General features: G+C 64.2%; 17 protein-coding genes and 1 pseudogene. 5 read left to right on the top strand and 13 right to left on the bottom strand.

The window, feature by feature from the left end:
• Positions 1-103: 103 nt before the first annotated feature.
• The 6 genes from LT988_RS07100 to LT988_RS07075 all read right to left on the bottom strand — a co-directional run bounded on the left by LT988_RS07100 (position 104) and on the right by LT988_RS07075 (position 7,057).
• Positions 104-409 carry a carboxysome peptide B gene (locus tag LT988_RS07100; RefSeq protein WP_232409502.1) on the bottom strand — a complete coding sequence of 102 codons (306 nt, stop codon included), beginning with the start codon at positions 407-409 and terminating at the stop codon, positions 104-106.
• Entirely contained in the window at positions 409-684 is a 276-nt protein-coding gene (locus tag LT988_RS07095; protein ID WP_232409501.1) for a carboxysome peptide A, read from the bottom strand. Before LT988_RS07095 ends, LT988_RS07100 begins: the two co-directional genes overlap by 1 nt.
• The gene (locus LT988_RS07090) at positions 685-2,397 is read right to left on the bottom strand and encodes a carboxysome shell carbonic anhydrase (RefSeq protein ID WP_232409500.1); all 1,713 of its coding nucleotides are present in this window, start codon (positions 2,395-2,397) and stop codon (positions 685-687) included.
• Between the two features lie 91 nt (positions 2,398-2,488).
• Positions 2,489-4,459 carry a CsoS2 family carboxysome shell protein gene (locus LT988_RS07085; protein WP_232409499.1) on the bottom strand — a complete coding sequence of 657 codons (1,971 nt, stop codon included), beginning with the start codon at positions 4,457-4,459 and terminating at the stop codon, positions 2,489-2,491.
• Between the two features lie 675 nt (positions 4,460-5,134).
• Positions 5,135-5,479, bottom strand: coding sequence for a ribulose bisphosphate carboxylase small subunit (locus LT988_RS07080; RefSeq protein WP_093187728.1), 345 nt, complete (start codon positions 5,477-5,479; stop codon positions 5,135-5,137).
• A 162-nt stretch (positions 5,480-5,641) separates the two neighbouring features.
• Positions 5,642-7,057 (bottom strand): form I ribulose bisphosphate carboxylase large subunit, encoded by a 1,416-nt coding sequence (locus LT988_RS07075; RefSeq protein WP_232409498.1) that lies wholly within the window; start codon positions 7,055-7,057, stop codon positions 5,642-5,644.
• A 318-nt stretch (positions 7,058-7,375) separates the two neighbouring features.
• Here LT988_RS07075 and LT988_RS07070 point away from each other — a divergent pair, with 318 nt between their 5' ends.
• On the top strand, positions 7,376-9,040 hold the full coding sequence (locus LT988_RS07070) for a SulP family inorganic anion transporter (RefSeq protein ID WP_232409497.1): 1,665 nt from the start codon (positions 7,376-7,378) through the stop codon (positions 9,038-9,040).
• A 105-nt stretch (positions 9,041-9,145) separates the two neighbouring features.
• Positions 9,146-10,192: an SAM-dependent methyltransferase gene (locus tag LT988_RS07065; protein ID WP_232409496.1), complete on the top strand. Its 1,047-nt coding sequence runs from the start codon at positions 9,146-9,148 to the stop codon at positions 10,190-10,192.
• A gap of 145 nt (positions 10,193-10,337) precedes the next feature.
• On the opposite strand, the gene LT988_RS07060 is transcribed toward LT988_RS07065, so the two are convergent.
• Positions 10,338-10,538 carry a YgaP family membrane protein gene (locus LT988_RS07060; protein WP_007195599.1) on the bottom strand — a complete coding sequence of 67 codons (201 nt, stop codon included), beginning with the start codon at positions 10,536-10,538 and terminating at the stop codon, positions 10,338-10,340.
• Positions 10,539-10,817: 279 nt separating this feature from the next.
• Here LT988_RS07060 and LT988_RS07055 point away from each other — a divergent pair, with 279 nt between their 5' ends.
• A complete protein-coding gene (locus LT988_RS07055; protein ID WP_232409495.1) occupies positions 10,818-11,387 on the top strand; it encodes an L-threonylcarbamoyladenylate synthase in 570 nt (189 codons plus the stop codon).
• 34 nt (positions 11,388-11,421) lie between these two features.
• On the opposite strand, the gene LT988_RS07050 is transcribed toward LT988_RS07055, so the two are convergent.
• From LT988_RS07050 to LT988_RS07040, 3 genes are all read right to left on the bottom strand, one after another.
• Complete coding sequence (locus LT988_RS07050; protein ID WP_232409494.1) at positions 11,422-11,922, bottom strand: thermonuclease family protein; 501 nt, start codon at positions 11,920-11,922, stop codon at positions 11,422-11,424.
• Positions 11,923-11,994: 72 nt separating this feature from the next.
• Complete coding sequence (gene nhaD, locus LT988_RS07045) at positions 11,995-13,479, bottom strand: sodium:proton antiporter NhaD (RefSeq protein ID WP_232409493.1); 1,485 nt, start codon at positions 13,477-13,479, stop codon at positions 11,995-11,997.
• The gene (locus tag LT988_RS07040) at positions 13,476-13,628 is read right to left on the bottom strand and encodes a hypothetical protein (protein ID WP_232409492.1); all 153 of its coding nucleotides are present in this window, start codon (positions 13,626-13,628) and stop codon (positions 13,476-13,478) included. Before LT988_RS07040 ends, nhaD begins: the two co-directional genes overlap by 4 nt.
• A 144-nt stretch (positions 13,629-13,772) precedes the next feature.
• Between LT988_RS07040 and LT988_RS07035 the strand changes: the two genes are divergently transcribed.
• The gene (locus LT988_RS07035; protein WP_232409491.1) at positions 13,773-14,276 is read left to right on the top strand and encodes an acyl-CoA thioesterase; all 504 of its coding nucleotides are present in this window, start codon (positions 13,773-13,775) and stop codon (positions 14,274-14,276) included.
• Positions 14,277-14,303: 27 nt separating this feature from the next.
• A pseudogene (locus LT988_RS07030) lies at positions 14,304-14,711 on the top strand (GGDEF domain-containing protein); the annotation flags it as partial.
• A gap of 145 nt (positions 14,712-14,856) precedes the next feature.
• On the opposite strand, the gene LT988_RS07025 reads toward LT988_RS07030, so the two are convergent.
• From LT988_RS07025 to LT988_RS07015, 3 genes are all read right to left on the bottom strand, one after another.
• Positions 14,857-16,032 carry a SulP family inorganic anion transporter gene (locus LT988_RS07025; RefSeq protein WP_232409490.1) on the bottom strand — a complete coding sequence of 392 codons (1,176 nt, stop codon included), beginning with the start codon at positions 16,030-16,032 and terminating at the stop codon, positions 14,857-14,859.
• Between the two features lie 115 nt (positions 16,033-16,147).
• The gene (locus LT988_RS07020; protein WP_232409489.1) at positions 16,148-16,309 is read right to left on the bottom strand and encodes a hypothetical protein; all 162 of its coding nucleotides are present in this window, start codon (positions 16,307-16,309) and stop codon (positions 16,148-16,150) included.
• A gap of 54 nt (positions 16,310-16,363) precedes the next feature.
• Positions 16,364-17,068: a PPK2 family polyphosphate kinase gene (locus tag LT988_RS07015; RefSeq protein WP_232409488.1), complete on the bottom strand. Its 705-nt coding sequence runs from the start codon at positions 17,066-17,068 to the stop codon at positions 16,364-16,366.
• Positions 17,069-17,267 lie beyond the last annotated feature (199 nt).

Here is a 17,267-nt window from a genome sequence, read left to right as displayed (position 1 = left end):
TACCAAGTCGCCCCGGGCGATGCTGCCCGATCATCTTCAATCCAGTTTCAAAGCCCTTCGTCGATGCCGATCGCGCCGGGCGATCCGCGCTCGATGCTGTCACTCATGCCGCTCGGGCCGTGGTGGCCGAGGTGGCCGAGGTCGGCTCGACCGCCGCGGCTCGCTCCTCCTCCCAGCGGTCGATGATCCCGCCGATCGTCAAGTCGGTGAGGATCCCGGCGTCCCCCATCGCGTACCGCGCGGCCGATCCGCTGACCACGAAGACCCAGTCGCCGGGGCGGGCATCCACCGGGTCGGTCGCGACATAATGCTTGCCCTTCGTGTCCTGCAGCAGCCGCAGATCCCAATGTCCGAGACCGGCGATACGATGCGTGCAGACCAGCGACCCGACGACCTGCCTGATCTCCATCAGCCTGCGCCTCCCGACCCGGCGGCGCCCGTCTCGGGCGGCCAATGATCGATGATGCCGACGATGGTCAGATCGCTCGGATACTCTTTGCTGCCCGCCGCCTCGCGTGCCGCGGAGCTGCCGACACAGATCACCCAGTCACCGGGCATGCAGCCGACGGCATCGACCGCGACCTGTTGTGTGCTCCCGTCGCGCACCACCTGGAGGTTCTTATGTTCAAACCCCGGAATCCGGTTGGTCGAAACCAGCGGGCGTTCCACCTGACAGATCTTCATTCAGTGACCTCCCGCCGTGACCGGTTCCAGCGAGGATCCGATGACCTCGATACCCGCGCCAGAGTCGCTGTCGCGCACGACGAGCAGTCGGTGCAGGAGACCCTGGTCTGCCAGATCGGCGAACCGGTCGGCGAGCGCTGCATCGAGCTGCCGACAGCGTGTCGCCGCGCGCTCGCGCGCGCCCGGCACCCCGCCGTGATAATCGAAGCGGACGACGATCGGGATCGGCAGTCCGCGTGAAACATTGAGTCCGCCGAAGATCTTGCGTCCGACGTCCAGATCTGCCGCTCCTTCCTCGACCGTGTAGAGATAGGCGAAGTAGGTCAGGTTGCGCAGCTGGATCTCCTCGAACCCGATGCCCACGCCCATGAACCGCTCGGCGTGACCCACATCCGCGTAGTGTCCGCCGTGTACCTGGCGCACGTAGTCGATCTGCGACAGGTTGTTCTCGATCAGCCGTGCGACCAACCGGAGCATGCCCGGGTCGGCGTTCGCCGGGGCGTGCGCCTTGATCAGCTCGGCGACCCTCGCACGTGCTGCGGTCGGCTCCAGCTCACGCGTGATCGCATGCACCTTGATCGCATCCACCGATTGCGTGAGATCGATGTGGCCCTCGCCGTCGGGCACGTGGATCCGGATCGCGTCCGTGTCCGTATCTAAACCGATCAGCAGCAGCGCCACAGAGGCACCGCAGCAGAACCCATTTTCGACCGATTGCCGGAAGGCCAGGAGTCGGTCCAAGGCGGCCTGTGCAGCCACAGCATCGTTCGATCCATGGGCCGCGCAGCCCTGATGGTGCGGATCCACCGAGCTGTAGTGGTAGATCACCGCCTTCAAATAGCGGGTCGGCGCATCCGCGGTGTTCGGAACGCCTTCCCGGAAGCGACCGAGCTCGACCTCGCCCCACTTGGACACGGTATTCTCGATATCGAACAGTCCACCGGCGTAGGGCTTACGCCGCACGGCGCCGAACGGCAGACGCAGCACGTAGCTGATCGCGTGGGCCAATCGTCCGTCGGCGCAGGGCGTCACATCCAGCTGATGAAATCCGCAGTCTTGAAGAAAGCGGTCGAAATCTCTCACCTCGCGCCCGCCGAGCGGGTCGTTCGCGAAGAAGTCATCCGCCATCCGACGGTAGGTCTCGAACACGCACCAGGCGAACAGACGCCGTAGATCGAGCTGGGTCACCCACGCATCCGCCAGCATGTGATCGGGCAGCTCAAACCCCAGCTCGGCGCGGGCGATCGCCTGGGCTTGCCGTTCGAAGTCGGCCTCATGCTGGAGCGCCGAGATCTGCTTGAGTACCGGCACGATCCGATCGAATCCCGTCTTGATCCGATCCTCATACCGCTGCAGCCTCGCGTTGCCCTCGCGGTCGGTCAGCGGGTGTTGTCCGCTCGGGCCCCGAACCTGTCGAGACACCTCTGCCGCAACGACGGGCCGCTTGGCCTGGCGTGCCGATCGCTTGGCGGCATCGGTAGCGGCTGTTCGAGACGACGGCCGCGGACGCATCCGCGCGCCACGCGTCTTTGGCGTCGGCTCGGGCGTGCTCGGTGTCGGAGCAGCCGATTCGGCCACGGTCGGTTCACGCGTCGCCGTGGGCGCGCCGGACCCGGACTCGCCCCGAGCGCGCGGGCGGTAGGCCGGCGCGGCGGGTGCGGGTGCGGATGCCCAGATGAGGCTCGCTCGGGTTGGACGGCGTTGTCTCGACATGACCTCGTTGTCTCGTCAGATTCCGGTGATGGTTCGCGTGCGATTCGGCACGGCGGACCCGATCGCTCGGGTCCGTGCGCTCGTGCGTGGCTCAGCCCCGCGCTCCACCCGAGTAGGTGATGAGCGAGCCGCGGTCCGTATTGCCGCTCGCTCCGGTCACACGACTCACCGGCGCGGGAAGCTCCTCGTTGCGTTTGGGCTTGACGGCCCCCATCGCAGCCACCGGGCCGGGGCGCGTCGGGTTGCGACGCCGTGCCGACGGACCTTCGGTCCCGGTGACACGCTCCCCACGTTCCCAATCGTCACCCGTGATCTTCTTTCCGGCGGTCTGACCCTCGCCCGTCACGCGGGAGCGGACCGCTGCCGCTGCCGTGTCGACCCCTGGCGTCTCGGCGGGCTCCATCTGCAGGAGGTTGCTCGGCACGGACTGTCCACGGTCGAAGCGAAATTGCTCAGTGCCCGTGATCTTGCCCGTGCCCATCCCGAAAGGGCCGGTAATCCGCCCCTCCTGCTCGTAGAGTGTTCCCGTGACCGCGTTGTCCTGACGCGACTGAAAGGCTTGTCGGGCCGGGGATTCGACACTGAAACTTTGCCAAGGCGCGCCCTCGCTGGATTGAGGGAGCGGCTGAGGGAAGTCGCTGTCGCCGGGGCGAGCGGCGTTTCCGCAGGTCTCTTCCATCTGGTCGACACCGACGTACGGCGTTCCGCTGATGTCCTCGCAGGCACCCCGAGACGCACCCGTCATGACGCCACCGATCCCCGGCTGGATGCCGGTCATGCGCGCCGCCGCCATGGCGCTCGCCATCGGGCGCATCCGCTCGGCAATCATGCGCTGCTGTTCCGGAGCGCAATAAGTCGCCGCCTGTTCGAGTCCCGCATAGGGCGTTCCGGTCACCACCTTGCAGGTGCCGGGCTCGTCGCCGGTCACGCGACCCGAGCGACCGGTCTGGGTGCCGGAGACCGATAGGCCCTTCGGGGTCGAGGATCGCCCGACCTTGGGTGCCTCCAGCGGTGCGGGCTGGATGCCGCAGAACTCCTTATATTGCTCGGCGCCGACATACTCGTCGCCGGTCACCAGCCGACAGCTGCCAGGCTCGTCGCCGGTCAGCTTGGTGCTGCGCCCGACGCGAGTTCCGGTCACGGAACCACCGCCGAGCGTCTGCGTCAGCTCGACCTTCGGCGGCGCCTTTTTGAGCTCCGACACCTCGCCGTTGGCCGAGGACATGTACTGACTGCCGGTCGGTTGAATGCCTGCACCGTGCTCGTTGCCTGTCACCTTGGCCGAAAGCCCCGGGGCGACACCGGATACGGGGCGACCGCCGGTGGTCCGCGTCCGCCCGGTTTGCCGGGGGTTCGGGGGGAGCTCGGTTCCGCAGAACGCGCTCGCCTGCTCGGCCGACAGATACTCGGTACCCGTGACGGTCTTGCAGGTGCCGGGCTCATCACCCGTGACGCGGGTCGAACGCCCCACCTCGTTCCCGGTCACGGCGTTGCCGTGGCTCGTCGTCGTGACGCGAACCTTCGGGGTTGGTTTCGGCGGCTCGGTCTGGCAGAACTCGCGAAAGATCTCGGCGCCCATGTATTCGGTCCCCGTGACCTCGCGACATACGCTCGGTTCGTCGCCCGTCACCGATTGACTGCGTCCGACGCGGGTTCCGGTCACGAACTGGCCTTGCGCGGTCTCGCTCAGACCGACCTTCCAGGGTTGGTCCTGCGCGCCGCCGACCGGCCGCTCGCGTCCGGGTCTCACCCGGCCCGTTGCTTGGACCTTGCGTGTTCCCGCCGCGCCTGCGGCACTGCGGCTGGCGCGGACGGTCTGCGCGAGGTCGCGCCCCGACAACTTTGGATTGGCTTGCCGCGCGAGGCTCGCCGTTGTGGTCGGCGTGTTCACCGCAGCCTTGCCGCGTCCGGAGGTCGCCGTGCGCCGGGCGAGCGCCAACATCCGACCCGTCGGTTTGACGGCGGTGATGCGCTTGCCGTTGTTGCGACGCGACCCGTTGGTCGCGCTCCCGAGCGAAGATGCGCCGCGGCGATCCGACGATTGACGTGCCGCGCTCGCCATCGAGCCACGCTCCTCCACCGTCTCCGGACTCCCCCCGCAGCCGCAGCCGCAGTCGGTACCTTTTTCGCGAACGACCTTGGCCGACGCTTTCGTCTCAGGGGCGCGTGTGCGATCCGCCCTGCGGTCCGCTCGCTTGCCGGCCTTGGACAGCGCTTCGCGTCGCGCCCTGGCCTCTGCCCGACTCGAGCCGGAGGCAGACACCTGGGCCTGAACTCGCCGAACGGGCGTTGCGAGCCTGGATGCCGAAGGGGCCGATGAGCCGCCGGCCCATCCAGTGCTCGACACCGATTCCGCCGTAGCAGCCGGAGATGCCTGCGGCTGCGACGGGGCAGGGCGACGTACCGCAGCGGCGTCGGGCTTGCGGCTGCGCTCGGCCGTTCCGGGGGCAGCGCTGGTGCGTTTGCCCTGAGTGGACAAGGCACGGCGACGTGCCAGGGCCGCCTCGCGGCCGCTCGATCTCAGATTCGCTTTGCTAGCCATGGTCGTTCCCTTGGACGTGGAGCGCATCAGCGGTGATAGCGACGGCGGGATGTACGCCTGACTCCGTTCGCATCACCGGCTCGGCGAACGCGCCGCCCGCTCGGTGTTGAAACACTGGATCTCAAGTGTTCGGCACCTCTCCATCCGACGGTGCCTGGACGCACCGCCGGACGTTGACTGCCGACGGCTCTACGATCAGCCGCGACCCTCGAACACCACGAAACAGGAACCCTGGCTCTGGGTGTAGTTGTCGTAGCCGGTCACACGGACGTGGTGATCCGGATAGGAGCGATGGCAGGCCTCGAGCTCGCTCACCACCTGGGCCAGATCGGTCACCCCGAAGAAGGGCAGCTTCCACATGGTCCAGTAGTGGTTCATGGACTTGCTGGGATGGATATGCTCAATGCCCGGCGTCCAACCCTGCGCGATGATGTAGGCGATCTGATCGAAGATCTCCTCTTGCGTCATCGGCGGCAGAAACCCGAAGGTCTCCAGTGTGTATTTGGTCTGGTAATCGCCCGTGGTGCTTTGGAACGGCATGGTTTCGGTCCTCGTTGTGCGAATGCGTTGGGTTCGGTCGTAAGTGGGTCAGCGCTTCCTGCCGCCGGGCTCCAGCCGCCAGCTCTCGGCTGGTGCCGGATTCGCATCGCAGCTCGGGCTATCCCGAGCAGGAGGCTGGCGGCAGAAGACTGGAGGCTTCCCTCAACCCACGTCGAGCTTGTCGACGGTATCGAACTCGAACTTGATTTCTTTCCAGGTCTCCATCGCGATCGCCAGTTCCGGGCTGTGCTTGGCCGCTGCGGTCATGATCTCGCGCGCTTCCTTCTCGAGCTCGCGTCCCTCGTTGCGGGCCTTTACGCAGGCTTCGAGCGCCACGCGGTTGGCAGCGGCGCCGGCCGCGTTGCCCCACGGATGACCCTGGGTACCACCACCGAACTGCAGGACCGAGTCGTCGCCGAAGATGGTGACCAGCGCGGGCATGTGCCAGACGTGGATACCGCCGGAGGCGACAGCGAAGACGCCTGGCATGGAGCCCCAATCCTGATCGAAGAAGATGCCGCGGGCGCGGTCTTCGGGGATGAAGGATTCGCGCAGCAGATCGACGAAGCCGAGCGTGGAGCCGCGGTCGCCCTCGAGCTTACCCACGACCGTGCCGGTGTGCAGGTGGTCGCCGCCCGAGAGACGCAGGCACTTGGCCAGCACCCGGAAATGGATACCGTGCTTGGGATGACGGTCGATGACCGCGTGCATGGCGCGGTGGATGTGGAGCAGGAGTCCGTTCTTCCGACACCACTTGGCCAGGCCCGTGTTCGCGGTGAATCCGCCGGTCAGGAAGTCGTGCATGATGATCGGCTGACCCAGCTCTTTGGCGAACTCGGCACGCTCGTACATCTGCTCCGGATCCGGGGCGGTCACGTTCAGGTAATGGCCCTTGCGCTCTCCGGTCTCGGCCTGAGCCGCAGATACGGCCTCGGCGACGAACTCGAAACGGTTCTGCCAGCGCATGAAGGGTTGGGAGTTGACGTTCTCGTCGTCCTTCGTCAGGTCGAGACCGCCACGCAGACACTCGTAAACGGCACGCCCGTAGTTCTTGGCCGACAGGCCGAGCTTGGGCTTAATCGTGGCGCCGAGCATCGGTCGTCCGTACTTGTTGAGCTTGTCGCGCTCGACCTGGATGCCGCTGGGCGGACCCATGCAGGTCTTCACGTAAGCGATCGGGAAGCGGATATCTTCCAGGCGCAGGTGGCGCAACGCCTTGAATCCGAACACGTTGCCGACGAGCGAGGTGAGGACGTTGACGACGGAGCCTTCCTCGAAGAGATCGATCGGGTAGGCGATGAAGGCGTAGAAGGACTCTTTGTCGCCGGGCACGTCTTCGATGCGGTAGGCGCGGCCTTTATAGAATTCGAGGTCGGTCAGGAGCTCCGACCACACCGTGCTCCAGGTGCCGGTCGAGGACTCTGCAGCCACGGCGGCGGCGACCTCTTCGCGCGGCACGCCCGGCTGGCCGGTGCATTTGAAACAGGCCAAGAGGTCGGTGTCGAGAGGGACATAGTCCGGCGTCCAATACATGGCCCGGTATTCTTTTACACCGGCATCGTAGGTCTTCACGCTCATGGTCAGCTCCTGTGGTCTGTGCCTGGTCCGCCTCGCCTGCGGAGGCCGTTTCGAACTCTGAGATCGCAACCTTACTTGAAGTGGTGCTATAGGAAAAAGTCGATATTTTCTATCAATGGCATCAGCGATAGTCTATGTAACGACGGCGCGGCATTCGCAGCCCCGGTCGCTTCAGCGTTAGCGTTGCCATGAGAATCGACTCGCCCATAGACGAAGATCAATGTAAGACTTAAGAAACAACTATTATCGCTCAATCGGGCCGGCCGGGATACTGGTTAGCCGACTTTAAGACATCGGAGTCGCCCCTCGGAGTCATCTATGCGCGTTTTCAACGAGATCCGTTTCGATAACCTCCGCGGTGACCTCTTCGGCGGGGTGACTGCTGCCGTGATCGCGCTGCCGATGGCGCTCGCCTTCGGGGTCGCATCCGGGGCGGGCGCGGAGGCCGGACTGTACGGCGCGGTCCTGATCGGCTTGTTCGCAGCGCTGTTCGGCGGGACGCCCACGCTCATCTCCGAGCCCACCGGTCCCATGACCGTGGTGTTTACCGCGGTGATTGCCTCGCTGATCGCCGCCGATCCCGAGCAAGGCATGGCCATGGCCTTTACGGTCGTGATGCTCGCCGGTCTCTTTCAGATCGCGTTCGGTGCGATGAAGCTCGGGCGCTATGTCACCATGATGCCTTTCACTGTCATCTCCGGCTTTATGTCGGGGATCGGCATTATTCTCGTCATCCTCCAGCTGCCCGGATTGCTCGGACACGCGGCCCCGGGCGGCGGGGTGATCGGAACCCTGCGGGCACTGCCCGGGTTGATCGGGTCGATCGATCTGCGCGAGGCCGCCTTGGCCGCGATGACGCTCGCGATCCTTTTTCTGATGCCGGCCCGCGTCAAGCGGATCCTGCCGCCGCAATTGGTCGTGTTGGTCGTGGGCACCCTGATCGCGGTCTACTGGCTGGGCGATCAGGACATTCGGCGCATCGGCGAGATCCCGAGCGGTCTGCCCTCGTTACAGATGCCCGTGTTCAGCGTCGCGCAATGGCAGACCATCCTGATCGACGCGCTCGTGTTGGCGATGCTCGGCTCGGTAGACGCCCTGCTGACCTCGGTGATCGCAGGCAGCTTGACCCGCAAACAGGTGGATTCCGATAAGGAACTGTTGGGGCAGGGGATCGGTAATCTGGCCTCCGGCTTGTTCGGCGGTCTGCCGGGTGCCGGGGCGACGATGGGCACGGTCGTGAACATTCAGGCCGGCGGGCGGACCGCACTCTCGGGTCTGACTCGGGCGGCGATCCTGGCCGTCGTTGTGGTCTGGGCGGGTGCACTGACCGCGAACATCCCTCTCGCGGTTCTTGCGGGCATCGCCGTGAAGGTCGGTATCGACATCATCGATTGGAGTTTCCTCGCCCGCGCCCATCGCGTGTCGCTCAAGGGCGCCTTGATCACCTACGCCGTGATCTTGATGACGGTTTTCGTCGATCTGATTACCGCCGTGGCGATCGGTCTCTTCGTCGCCAATGTCCTCACCATTCGACGTCTCGCCGACGTGCAGGAAGAGTCCGTCTGTGTTCTCCCGGCACGTCGCACGCGCGACGAGGCCCCGTGCGCCGGTCTCTCGTGCGAGGAGCGATCGCTGCTCGCCCAAGGGCGCGGTCGGGTGAAGATCCTGTATCTCAGCGGCCCGCTGGTCTTCGGTGCCGCGGCCGCCATCAGTCGTCAAAGCCCCAAGCTCAAGGGTGCACAGGCGGTCGTGATCGATCTGAGTCAGGTCCCGCACATGGGTGTGACGACCGCGGTCGCCGTCGAGTCGACGGTACGCGATGCGCTCTCGCAAGGTCACGCGGTCTACATGGCCGGTGTTCACGGCCAGCCGCGCGAGCGTCTGGAGCACCTGGGTTTGCGCGGCGCCATGCGTGAGGATCGTTGGGTCGAGGATCGCGAGGCTGCCTTGAAGCTTGCGTTGGAGCAGTTGCCGCCGCGCTAGCGTCGAGCTTGTCCGGCGGAAAATTGCACGGCCGGCTTGCCCTCGGGGTTCCTCGCCAATACCTCCGTGTCGACGCCTGGTCACGGGACGAACAAGGAGACGACGATGGTGCGTGCAACAGAGACGGCGATCCGGTGGGTCGAGCAAGGTAAGGTCCCCGACAGCGTGACGCGTAGCGGCATTCGCGCCTTGCTGCGCGGACGACTGGCGACCTTGCCGACGGAGGATTGCGAGGCGGCGATGCGCGAGAAACGCGACTTCATCGCCATGATGGACGCCTCGCCGATCGCGGACGTGCCGGAGCGTGCGAACGAGCAGCACTACGAGCTGCCGGCCTCCTTCTTCGATCTCGTGTTGGGGCCGCGTCGCAAATACAGCTCCTGCTATTGGCCCGAGAGCATCACGTCGCTCGAAGAAGCGGAAGAGGCCTCCTTGGCCATCACGGCCGAGCGGGCCGGGATCCAAGACGGCGATCGGGTGCTGGAGCTGGGTTGCGGATGGGGCGCCTTGAGTCTGTATCTGGCCGAGCGATTCCCGAACTGCCGAATCACCGGCGTATCGAACTCAAGCGGGCAGCGCGCCTTCATCGAGGCAGAGCGGGACCGACGGGGTCTGACCAATCTGGAGATCGTGACCGCGGATATGAACGATTTCCAGGCGGACGGCCAATTCGACCGGATCGTGTCGCTGGAAATGTTCGAGCACATGCGAAACCACCGCAAGCTGTACGCGCGCGTGCATGACTGGCTGAGGCCGGGCGGGCACTTCCTGATGCATATCTTCGTCCATCGCGAGCATCCCTATCCCTTCGAGGACGTGGGGCCGAGCGACTGGATGAGTCACTATTTCTTCGCGGGCGGTATCATGCCGAGCGACGATCTACCGCTGCATTTTCAGGAACATCTCAAGCTGGTGACGCGCTGGCGCTGGGATGGCCGGCATTACGAGCGCACGCTCAATGCCTGGTTGGAGCGGATAGATGCCGCACGCGATCGCGTCTGGCCGATTCTCGAAGAGACCTACGGCGGCGCTCAAGCGGGCGTGTGGTGGATGCGCTGGCGGTTGTTTTTCATGGCCTGCGCCGAACTATTCGGGTACCGAAAGGGGCAGGAGTGGTACGTGAGTCACTATCTTTTCGAGCGTCCGGCTTGATCGTCGCCGCTTGAGGTCTCGGGACCCGAACGACAGACCCAAACGGCTCGGGTTCTTTCGAATCCGAGCCGTTCGATTCCGTTCTGCTTGCCGGTCACCGCCCGTGAAGGGCGGGTGGTCGGCAAGCCTGCTCCCGTGGCCTAGATCAGGCCTTGTCGTCCTTGTTGGTGTTGATGTTCAACGGCATGTACGCGGGGCAAGTGCCGATCGCGCCGGTCGCGAGAACGACCAAGCCGATGATCGAAAAGAGCACGGTGTTGGTGACGATGCCGAGGAAAACCAGCACGCCGCCGGCGGCCAGACGGATATTTCGATCGGTTTTACCAACATTTTTGATCAGGGTCATGACATTAACTCCGGTAGGTAAGAGGGGAAAAGAGTTCGGGCACGTGCCGGGCATCGCCGAGGGTGCGGGAATACCGAGGCCATCCCTGCGGGATTCGCATTTCTGGCCCGGCTGCTCCTGCCTGGATCACCGTCGGCGAGAAGCGTCGAAGTATACCGATTCCCGGTCTCTGGGTGCGTTGCGATCCGGCAATGCGGGCCGGGGCTCGTCCCCCGACCGTGACCACGCCCGAATCTCGGTCGCCTCCGTGGGATCCCCGGCACCCAGCTTGGTTCCCCGATGACCTCGCCTTATTTTCACGACTATGGGTTACGGCGTGCCGCGCGCATCATTGCGAGCGGAGGCGTCGTCGCGTATCCGACCGAGGCCGTATACGGCTTGGGTTGCGACCCCTGGAACGGCGATGCGGTCGCGCGGCTTCTGAGCATGAAGCGCCGTGATGTCGCCAAGGGGTTGATCCTGATCGCCTCGGATCCGGGCCAGATCGAACCCTTCGTGCTGCAGCTCGATGCCGATCGAATGGCTGAGATCCGGGCCACCTGGCCGGGGCCGAATACCTGGCTTCTGCCGGCGCGGTCCGAGACACCCCGCTGGCTCACCGGGCGTTTCGAGACCCTCGGGGTTCGGGTGACGGCACATCCGCTCGCCGCTGCGCTTTGCCGTACCTACGGTGGCGCCATCGTCTCCACGAGTGCCAACCAAGCCAGCCGAAGACCGGCCCGGACGGCCTTGCAGGTCCGACTGGCGCTCGACGAGGCTCCGGACATGATCCTAACAGGGCCCTGTGTCGGATCCGACCAACCCTCCTGCATCCGAGACGGGCGTACGGGCAGGATACTGAGGCCCTGATCGGAGCGGCATCATCGCGTCTCTTGCGGGCACCTCAATGCCGATGGCGAAAGGCCCAAGGCGTCTGATGCTCCCCCTGCGTGCTCCAGATACCAATCGCCGCGGCGCGAGCCTCGCGCTCCGCGCGGAAGAAACGCGACTCTGCGCAATAGCGGGGATAGACCGCAGCCTGCCCCTGCTTGACCTGCTCGAGGTTCAACGAGCGTCGCTCGCCGTCGGCGGAGTACACCTCGGCCACCGTCCGCCCGAAGCGGTCGGTCTCGATGGGCCGCAGCTCGACCCGATCCGCGGCGATTCGCTTCAGATGTGCTCGGGACCGATTGCTCCACGGCTTCTGGTCTTTCTCGGGTGCGTCGATACAGTACAGACGGACCTCGACGGGCTTGCCGCTGCACGTCAGTCGCAGCGAATCTCCATCCACCACCTGATCCAAGGCGCAGAGCCGACCGGACGCGGCGAACGACCAATCGACCGGGTTCAGACCCGGTCCCCAGCGCTCCATCAACCAAGCGCCGGTTAGGATCAGCGCGATCATGAGGCTCGAGACGGCAGAGCGACGCCCGCGCCACCATCGCCTCATCGGTAGGTTCGCCGCGGTATGCGGACGTCAGCCATTGATCCACAAATGAACGACGACGCTCGCGAAATATCCCAAGGCGATCTCGGGCGTCCATCGCAGGTGTGCGAAAAAGGTATAGATGCCGCGCGCCTGCCCCATCAGCGCGACCCCTGCGGCCGACCCGATCGAGAGCAGTGACCCGCCGACGCCTGCCGTCAAAGTGACCAGGAGCCACTGCGTTTGGTCCATGTCCGGATTCATGGTCAGAACGGCGAACATCACCGGGATATTGTCGACCACCGCCGACAGGAGCCCCACGGCGACATTGGCCGGAATCGGTCCCCATTGTTCATACATGACATCCGAAGCCAGACTGAGATAGCCGATGAATCCCAGTCCGCCGACACAGAGGACGACGCCATAGAAGAAGAGCAGGGTGTCCCACTCCGCGCGCGCGACCTTGTTGAAGACATCGAACGGCGTGATGTCGCCGATGAGGTTCGCGCGCTCGGCGTTGCGCTTCTGCCAGCCGTGATGGCTCATCCGCAGAAAAAAGCCGAAGAATTGCAGATAGCCGAGGCCCGTCAGCATGCCGATGACGGGTGGTAGATTGAGGAAGCTGTGAAACCCTACCGCCGTAGCGATCGTCAGCAGAAACAGCAGGATGATGCGCCTGGCGCCGCGCCGCATATGGATTGTCGCCGGCGCCGTTTCGGCTGTGGGCTCGGAGGCTCGATGGTACGAGAAGGATACCCGACGCGGCTGTTGCACCGACACCGTCTCGGGTTTGATGTCCGGCACGGCGGCATGCATAAAGAGCGCGGGAACCAGAAAATTGACGAGTGCCGGAATGAAGAGCGCGAAGAAACCATTGAATTCGATGATGCCCTTTTGCCAGACCATCAGCGTCGTGATGTCGCCGAACGGGCTGAAGGCCCCGCCCGCATTTGCCGCGACCACAATGTTGATGCAGGCCAGGGTTACGAAACGGGTGTTGTCACCGCCGACGGCCATGACGACCGCACACATCAAGAGCGCCGTGGTGAGGTTGTCGGCCACCGGGGAGATGACGAACGCCAGTCCTCCCGTCAACCAGAAGAGGGCGCGCAGACCGAATCCCCTGCGGATCAGCCAAGCACGCAAGGCGTCGAATACCTGACGTTCCTGCATCGCGTTGATATAAGTCATCGCCACCAGCAGGAAGAGCATCAGCTCGGAGTACTCCAGCAGGTTGTGCCGCACCGCCGCCTCGGCCTCGTGGGTGAGACCGTTCTGGGAGTAGACGTATGCGATCAGCGCCCAAATCAACCCGGCAGCGATGATGACCGGCTTGGATTTACGCAGGTGCAGGAACTCCTCGGCCATCACCAACGCGTAGGCGACGACGAAGATGATCAGGGCCGCATAGCCGACGGTATGCGCGGTCAAGTCGATCCACTGTCCCGACTCGCTCGCGAGCGAAAGGCCCGGCACGAGAAGAGCAAGAAGACCCATGTAGAGTCCAAGCGAAAGGCGTCCGGGGGCACGCATCATGATGAATCCTGCTGGGAAGAGGTGTCGGAGTCGCGGGCGGGCGCGTCCGTGTTGGTGACCATGTTCGAGCGATATTCATGCCAGATGTCTTGCTCTGATCCGGTATGAATATCACCGGCGATCGCCGTAAAGTCGATCGCGCGGCCCATCCTCGAGAGTCTGCATAGGATTTCGTCAATCCAGAGGCGCCGTCTCACGACGCTACAGGGCGCAGATGCCTCGGTGCCCGGGTCGTGCGCCGGCGGCGGTGCCCAAGATACTAGCGGATTCCTCACGAGCCAAGCGGGTTTTACATGGAACAACAACACAAGACACTGACGATGACACTTCTGATGACCCCGGACATGGCCAATTTTTCAGGTCATGTCCACGGAGGTGCGACCCTGCGGCTGCTCGACCAGGTTGCCTATGCGTGCGCGGCACGGTACTCCAACCACTATGTGGTGACCCTCTCGGTGGATCAGGTCTTCTTTCGCCAGCCGCTCCGCGTCGGCGAGCTGGTCACCTGCCTCGCCTCGGTGAACTACACCGGCAACACCTCGATGGAGGTTGGGATCCGGGTCATCGCAGAGGACATCATTCACAAGTCCACCCGGCACGCCATGACATCCTATTTCACGATGGTCGCGGTCGACGACGAGGGCCGACCGGTGAAGGTACCCGAGCTGCAGATCGAAACACCCAACGAACGCCGCCGCTACGAGAGCGCCGCCCTGCGAAGGGAGTTCCGGCGTGAGATCGAACGCCGCCACGACGAGATCCGCCAACTGCACAAGAGTCGGGCGGGCGTGTCGTGACAGGCGCGTCCGAACAACGACACGGACGGTCACGCTGAGGGCGACCGGGCGCTACGAACGATCGGCGAGGTCCTGAGAAGCTCGGTCCGCGAGGTTGACACCGCCGCTCGACTCGGGGGCGATGAGTTCGCACTGGTTTTGCCCAATACCGATGGGTCTGGAGCGAAGCACGTGATTTCGCACCTCACGGGGAAGCTTCACCGCGCTTTCGGCCCGGATGATCGGAGGATCACATGCAGCATCGGGGTCGTCACCTTCCTGGACTCGGTCATATCGCCTGAGCAAGCAGTGGCCGCTGCCGACGACCTTATGTACCGGGTCAAGCGTGAAGCGAAGGGTACGGTCTTGTTCAGCGTGAACGGCCAGTCTGTTCAACACCGCGCGGCAGCCGGCTTTTCGCCGGCGGAACGACGTCGAGCGGGAACCCTATCCTGACCATCTGTGCCCGCGATCGCGGAATCGCACCGAGGATCGGCGAGGGGTGCATCGTCGGCCTCGTTCGTGATTTCGTTGCGGTGGGCGCCGCGGTGAGGAGCGCCAAGGGGGATGTGTGGCACCGCGCAGCGGATGTCACATGCCCCTAAGCGCTGGGACGGTCCGTCAAAGGAGGGAGACTCACGGCAGCTTCGATCTTCCGGGAGTCAATCACTGCCGAACGGTAGGCATCGACGACGTCGTCCACCGTGTCGAAGAAGGCATCCTTCCCGAACAACTGGTGGAAGTGGTAACGGCTGTTGTCTTCGACGTCATCCATGAGCTGCGCGACGACCAGGCGTATCCCTTTGTCCTTCAGGATGGCGAACAGTGAGCGCATGGTCTCGGCGGCCGAGAAGTCGACATCGTCGACCGCCGAGCCGTCGATGCAGAACCAACGCAGTGGCGGCTCGGCGCTGTCGGCAAGCCCCGTGACCTCCTCGGACAGCTGCTGGGCGTTGGCGTAATACATGCCGTGCGTGAAGCGGTAGATGATCAGGCCGGGCAGGGCCTGGGCTCCGGACGTCACCGGCCGTGGCTTCAGCACGCCGGATGCATCCGGCACCAGCAGCGCGTTCTTCGGTCGGTAACCGCGCCGGGTGTGGTCGATCAGCGACAAGACGATGGCGCCGATCACGGCGATCAGCGCACCGGGGATCTTCTTCGACACCAGCTTGGAACCGACGATGACCACCAGCACCGCGATCGCGATGGCCAAAGCATAGAGATTCACTGCATCGAGCTGCTGCAGATCGGCCCAGACCTTCTCGACGGTGCCATGCCCGCCACCCTTGAGCCCGAGCATGCCCGAGACCTGCCCGAGCGCCACCTCAATGCCCACCCCGGTCAGGAAACCCACCAGCACGGTGCGCGACAGAAAGTTGGCCAGGAACCCCAAGCCGATGACGCGCGCCAGGATCAGAAAGCTTGCCGCCATGAAGGCGAGCAACGCCGCCAGCGCGACATACTGGTCGCTGCCGACCGAAGCGATGCCGACCAAGCCCGCGGCGAGGATGGCCGCGGTCGCGGAATCGGCCCCGACGACCAGGTGCCGCGAGGAGCCGAACAGCGCGAACAGCGCCGTGGGAATCAGCATGGTGTACAGACCGGTAATTACCGGCATACCCGCAATCTTCGTGTAGCCCATGACCTCGGGGATCGCGAGCGCCGCCAGCGTGAGCCCGGCAATGATCTCGGCCGGAACCTGGTCCGCTTTGATCGGCAATGCACCTTGCAGGATGGGCAGGCTCCAACCCCTAGGCTTGGTGCTTGTCGTCTTCATGGGATGCTCCTAGAGGATGCCTCTGCGGGCTTGCTCAAAGAGTATCTCGGACGTCGAGCGCAAACAGGGCTCCGCGGTGCGGCTCCGAGCCCGTCGAATCCGGTGCCGCTGCCGACTATTGCTTGCCTTTCTTTTTCTTCGTCTTCTTTTTGCCCTTCTTTTCCTTCTGCGCATCGGTCGATGTTTGCTCGTCGCCATCACCCCCTTCAGCGCCCACAATCGCGTGGTACTTCTGCTTGATCTCCTCGATGTCGACCGTCGGTTCCGGGAACTGCATGTTCAGCGACTCGAGGGTCTCGGCGACGATGCGGGAGATGGCGAGGTTGCGGAACTACTTATGATTCGACGGGATGACGAACCAGGGGGCGTGCTCGGTGCTGCACTTGCCGATCGCATCCTCGAAGGCCTGGGTGTAGACGTCCCAGAAGGGTCGTTCCGCATAGTCGCCATCGCTGATCTTCCAGTGACGGGCGGGGTCGTCGATGCGCTGCTTGAAGCGCTCGAGCTGCTCTTCCGGGTCGATGTGCAGGTCGAACTTCAGGATGTGGGTGCCGTTGTCGGCGAGGGTCTTCTCGAAGTCGTTGATCTGCGCGGAACGCTTGGACCACACCTCCTTCGGCACCAGGTCGTGCACCCGCACGACCAGCACGTCCTCGTAATGGGAGCGGTTGAAGATCGCCACCTGCCCCTTGGCCGACGTTTGTCGATGATAGCGCCACAGAAAATCGTGATCCGCCTCGTCCTTGGACGGCACCTTGAAGCCGGTGACCGTGCAGCCCTGCGGGTTCATGGCGCCGAGCACGCGGTTGATGGTGCCATCCTTGCCGGCCGCGTCGCGCCCCTGCAGGCAAATCAGCAGCCAGCGCTTGTCCTCGGCGTACATCAAGTACTGCGGGTCATGCAGCTTCTGACTGTACTGCTCGATCTCGGGCAGGGCGTGCTCGTGGGATTCGTGCACCTTGGAAAAGCTCGCGGCGACCTTGGCGAGGTCGACCTTGCTGCCCGGCTTCACCCCGAATTGCTTGACATAGTTCATGGCGGTTAGAGACTCCCGTTTTTGAGAGTGACCGCCCGACCCCTTGCAGGCGCCGACCTCAGCCAAAACGCCCAGCCAGCTAGGTTGTGTGCACCCAGCAGCCTCGCAAATGCGACGGTTGAGGGGTTCGACTGCTCTATTGAGGTTGAATGTAGGCGGTTGGATTTTCTATCTTTACGTTGACAGTCAGGTGGAGAGA

This window comes from Thiocapsa bogorovii, from assembly GCF_021228795.1.
GTDB classification, from domain to species: domain Bacteria; phylum Pseudomonadota; class Gammaproteobacteria; order Chromatiales; family Chromatiaceae; genus Thiocapsa; species Thiocapsa bogorovii.
This window is presented reverse-complemented; position numbering and strand designations above follow the sequence as displayed.

Excerpts from the sequence above, each read along its gene's own strand:
- LT988_RS07100 (WP_232409502.1), bottom strand. The coding sequence starts at position 409 with ATGGAGATCAGGCAGGTCGTCGGGTCGCTGGTCTGCACGCATCGTATC.
- LT988_RS07095 (WP_232409501.1), bottom strand. The coding sequence starts at position 684 with ATGAAGATCTGTCAGGTGGAACGCCCGCTGGTTTCGACCAACCGGATT.
- LT988_RS07090 (WP_232409500.1), bottom strand. The coding sequence starts at position 2,397 with ATGTCGAGACAACGCCGTCCAACCCGAGCGAGCCTCATCTGGGCATCC.
- LT988_RS07085 (WP_232409499.1), bottom strand. The coding sequence starts at position 4,459 with ATGGCGAGCGCGGCACGTCAATCGTCGGATCGCCGCGGCGCATCTTCG.
- LT988_RS07080 (WP_093187728.1), bottom strand. The coding sequence starts at position 5,479 with ATGCCGTTCCAAAGCACCACGGGCGATTACCAGACCAAATACACACTG.
- LT988_RS07075 (WP_232409498.1), bottom strand. The coding sequence starts at position 7,057 with ATGAGCGTGAAGACCTACGATGCCGGTGTAAAAGAATACCGGGCCATG.
- LT988_RS07070 (WP_232409497.1), top strand. The coding sequence starts at position 7,376 with ATGCGCGTTTTCAACGAGATCCGTTTCGATAACCTCCGCGGTGACCTC.
- LT988_RS07065 (WP_232409496.1), top strand. The coding sequence starts at position 9,146 with ATGGTGCGTGCAACAGAGACGGCGATCCGGTGGGTCGAGCAAGGTAAG.
- LT988_RS07060 (WP_007195599.1), bottom strand. The coding sequence starts at position 10,538 with ATGACCCTGATCAAAAATGTTGGTAAAACCGATCGAAATATCCGTCTG.
- LT988_RS07055 (WP_232409495.1), top strand. The coding sequence starts at position 10,818 with ATGACCTCGCCTTATTTTCACGACTATGGGTTACGGCGTGCCGCGCGC.
- LT988_RS07050 (WP_232409494.1), bottom strand. The coding sequence starts at position 11,922 with ATGATCGCGCTGATCCTAACCGGCGCTTGGTTGATGGAGCGCTGGGGA.
- nhaD (WP_232409493.1), bottom strand. The coding sequence starts at position 13,479 with ATGATGCGTGCCCCCGGACGCCTTTCGCTTGGACTCTACATGGGTCTT.
- LT988_RS07040 (WP_232409492.1), bottom strand. The coding sequence starts at position 13,628 with ATGGGCCGCGCGATCGACTTTACGGCGATCGCCGGTGATATTCATACC.
- LT988_RS07035 (WP_232409491.1), top strand. The coding sequence starts at position 13,773 with ATGGAACAACAACACAAGACACTGACGATGACACTTCTGATGACCCCG.
- LT988_RS07025 (WP_232409490.1), bottom strand. The coding sequence starts at position 16,032 with ATGAAGACGACAAGCACCAAGCCTAGGGGTTGGAGCCTGCCCATCCTG.
- LT988_RS07020 (WP_232409489.1), bottom strand. The coding sequence starts at position 16,309 with ATGCAGTTCCCGGAACCGACGGTCGACATCGAGGAGATCAAGCAGAAG.
- LT988_RS07015 (WP_232409488.1), bottom strand. The coding sequence starts at position 17,068 with ATGAACTATGTCAAGCAATTCGGGGTGAAGCCGGGCAGCAAGGTCGAC.